This is a genomic window from Microcoleus sp. K5-D4, from assembly GCF_036704575.1.
Lineage (GTDB): Bacteria > Cyanobacteriota > Cyanobacteriia > Cyanobacteriales > Microcoleaceae > Microcoleus.
On the sequence record NZ_JAUBSD010000177.1, the window covers coordinates 1 to 3,235 of the forward strand.

Sequence of the window (3,235 nt, forward strand, 5' to 3'; positions counted from 1 at the left end):
AGACCGCCAGCGTTCATCCTGAGCCAGGATCAAACTCTCCGTGTTGTTGAGTTCTTTTGGCTTATATCAAGTTCTTTCCACTCAGCTCTGAAGCTGGTTTTTTTCCCTTGACTTTTTTCTCGTTGTTTGTGATATTGAGTATTAGCTTTCGCCTTGACTCTCTATCTTAATTTTTTTGACGAGGTTAATAGTGCTTTAAGCTTTCAAACTATTCTTTTTTCTAGGTTCAGCGCCTTGGGGGGCATCGCTTCAAGCTGCCCTTTTTTCGACGTTTATCAACTATAGCGTTCTTACTCTGGTGGTGTTAGTAGAGGGAACCGAATCTTTTTGTAGTAATTTCTCTACTTGCCTATTTCTACTAGCTGCAATAGGGGATTGAGTTCAAGCGGATAGAGCGGTCAATCTAATTTAGCAATGAAGACTGTGTGGAGGCGACATCGAGGAAAGGTTTGGAATCGCCGAATCTTCGGGCCGCTTCGTTGCAGGTGCAGCTTCGTTTAAGTTTTTTAAGAAGTTTGGTATTTGGCATGGATGTGGCTGATTCTGTTGTCAAAGTCCCTATCTGACTCCTTGCCTGAAGAAATTCTCGACTGGGGACGAGCAATTTTAGATTTTAGATTTTGGATTTTAGATTTTAGATTTTAGATTGACAGTCGCGCATCAAGAGCATCGAATGACGATCGCTTTCTTTCCCAAGGCAGAAGCCCTCACCCTTGGATTTGTTGTTACAATTCTCGTAGCGAAGCGGGGCGTAAGCCATCGTGTGGAGCAGGTGCATCTACAAAACCGGCTCAAAGGAGAATTGACAGACAATGTGGCTTAAATTTGGTGTTGCTCTCAGTGGCGAACTGACGGGCATTGATGAAGTTGCGCGCGGAAAAACGAATCTCGCTTGTCTCTACTGCGGAGGCTCCCTCACAGCGAAAAAGGGGTCAGTGAAAGAGTACCACTTCGCGCACACCGAGGAAACTTGCAAGCCCGTGTCACAGCGGATTAAAGCCAAAGCGTTTCCCTCGCTGCCGCTCTACGAGCATTTCAACATCGAACTCAAGGGTGAGGAACTGTGCGATTCGTTGAAACGTGAATCACGGTAATCAGTCCGTACATAACGTTTCCAGCCACAAGGCTGAACTCTCGGTCTGATAAGGGTGTAAGTCCCTTCTACCAGACTCAGGTATGACTCCTTATCTGCCCACACCGACCAAGCTCGATTCTTGGAGAGTGAAGCTGGGAACAGGACGCAATCAGACATCTTGTGTGGGGTGACACTGGCGTTAATGGGGAGTTCCAACGGTGAAACAGAGCCTAGAAAAGTAACTTACACCCAAGCGGGACACAGACCATTAATCCCGACTTTACTGGAGTTCATTCCCGCCGAATTTTAGTTCCAATATCGGCAAGAGTCCAGGGAATCCAGAAGTTAAATTGGCTCCACCTAAAGGAACAATCAATCTAACCGAGGGAACGAAGAAAAACGAACTGAGGGTCAAGGGGAAGTCGAACTCTTTCGTAGGCTAGACGAGCAGCGGAATTCCCTTAGTTCGGGTAGGACAGACCGTAATTGGTCTGAGGTGTTCAGAGAACATAAGTTGGAGCAGAGTATGATTAGACACGGCAGCAATGTTAGTGAATCTTGGAAAACGTTACCTTGGAAGAAATTCCGAAGGGACTTATTCCGCCTACAAAAACGAGTGTTTAAAGCGATTCAGGTTGGAGACAAGCAGAAAGCGAAGTCCCTTCAAAAGCTAATTCTGAAATCTCGGGCTGCAAGAATGTTGGCGATACGTCAAGTAACTCAACTAAACGCTGGCAAAAAGACTGCGGGAATAGATGGGAAAGCCTCACTCACATTTGAGGAAAGGTTTGCCCTGAGTGAAGAACTCAGAGCCAAAAGTAACAACTGGAAACATCAGAAGTTACGTTCAATACCAATCCCTAAAAAGGATGGGAGTACCCGCCTCCTTAAGATACCAACTATCGCCGATAGAGCGTGGCAATGCCTCGCAAAATACGCGCTAGAGCCAGCACACGAAGCAACCTTTCACGCTCGCAGTTATGGATTCAGAACAGGGAGGTCAGCGCAGGACGCCCAGAAATTCCTCTTTCTAAATCTAAACTCAAAAGCCCACGGAATAGAAAAACGAGTTATCGAACTCGATATCGAAAAATGCTTCGACAGGATAAGCACGCGCGAGCATAATGGAACGACTCATCGCCCCAAAAGGCATTAAGACCGGAATATTCCGCTGTCTAAAATCAGGAGTCAATCCAGAATTTCCTGAACAAGGAACCCCACAAGGGGGCGTGGTAAGTCCACTACTAGCCAATATTGCTCTCAATGGGATTGAGGAAATACATCAATCAGTCCGTTACGCGGACGATATGGTAATAATTCTGAAACCTAAAGATGATGCGGAGGCGATACTTGATAAAGTCAGCGAATTTCTGGCAGAACGAGGGATGAAGGTTAGTGAAAAGAAAACCAAGCTAACGGCTACGACAGATGGATTTGACTTCCTCGGTTGGCATTTCAAAGTGCTTTCGCAACGGGAAATTTAGATGCGTTCCATCAGCGGACAATTTTAAAGCATTCCGTCAGAAGGTAAAACACATCGTTAACAACTCGAATTATGGTGCTACGGTCAAAGCTGAGAAATTAGCCCCTGTAGTTAGAGGCTGGAGAAATTACCATCGCTACTGTAAGTTGGAAGGGTCACGGTTATCACTGTGGTTTATCCAAAATAGAGCCTTCAAGGTATTCAATAAGGAATCGAAACAATCTCGCGATACCAGCAAAAAACTGCTGGATAAAGCATTTCCGACGGTTCCGTACTCCGAAAACAAATTTGTCAATGTCAAAGGAGAGAAATCACCCTACGACGGAGATATAGCCTACTGGAGTGAGCGTAACAGCAAGCTCTATAACGGCGAAACCTCTAAAGCTGTAAAACGGCAAAACCATAAATGTGGAAAATGTGGCTTAAAAATGCTAGGCGATGAAAAGGTACATCTGCATCATGTAGATGGTTGCCATAGTAATTGGAAAATAAACAATCTTCTAGCGGTTCACGAAAGTTGCCACGATTATATCCACATGAGCAAAAGCGCAAGCCAAGAACATCGGGAGCCGAATGCGGGGAAACCAGCACGTTCGGTTCGTGCGGTTCGTTTCTATGAAACTAGCCTGTATGGGTTAGGGGATTAGAGCCTTTACGCCGCCTTGGGTGCAAGCCCT

General features: G+C 45.7%; 4 protein-coding genes. All 4 read left to right on the forward strand.

Features of this window, described 5'->3' with window-relative positions:
• Positions 1-812: 812 nt before the first annotated feature.
• The 4 genes from QUA77_RS28755 (at position 813) to QUA77_RS28770 (ending at position 3,205) form a co-directional block, all read left to right on the forward strand.
• Entirely contained in the window at positions 813-1,094 is a 282-nt protein-coding gene (locus QUA77_RS28755; RefSeq protein ID WP_333042277.1) for a competence protein CoiA family protein, read from the forward strand.
• A gap of 507 nt (positions 1,095-1,601) precedes the next feature.
• Complete coding sequence (locus QUA77_RS28760; RefSeq protein ID WP_333042276.1) at positions 1,602-2,231, forward strand: reverse transcriptase N-terminal domain-containing protein; 630 nt, start codon at positions 1,602-1,604, stop codon at positions 2,229-2,231.
• Positions 2,200-2,559 carry a reverse transcriptase domain-containing protein gene (locus tag QUA77_RS28765; RefSeq protein ID WP_333042274.1) on the forward strand — a complete coding sequence of 120 codons (360 nt, stop codon included), beginning with the start codon at positions 2,200-2,202 and terminating at the stop codon, positions 2,557-2,559. Before QUA77_RS28760 ends, QUA77_RS28765 begins: the two co-directional genes overlap by 32 nt.
• Positions 2,504-3,205, forward strand: a complete 702-nt coding sequence (locus tag QUA77_RS28770) for a group II intron maturase-specific domain-containing protein (protein WP_333454021.1) — start codon at positions 2,504-2,506, stop codon at positions 3,203-3,205. Before QUA77_RS28765 ends, QUA77_RS28770 begins: the two co-directional genes overlap by 56 nt.
• Positions 3,206-3,235 lie beyond the last annotated feature (30 nt).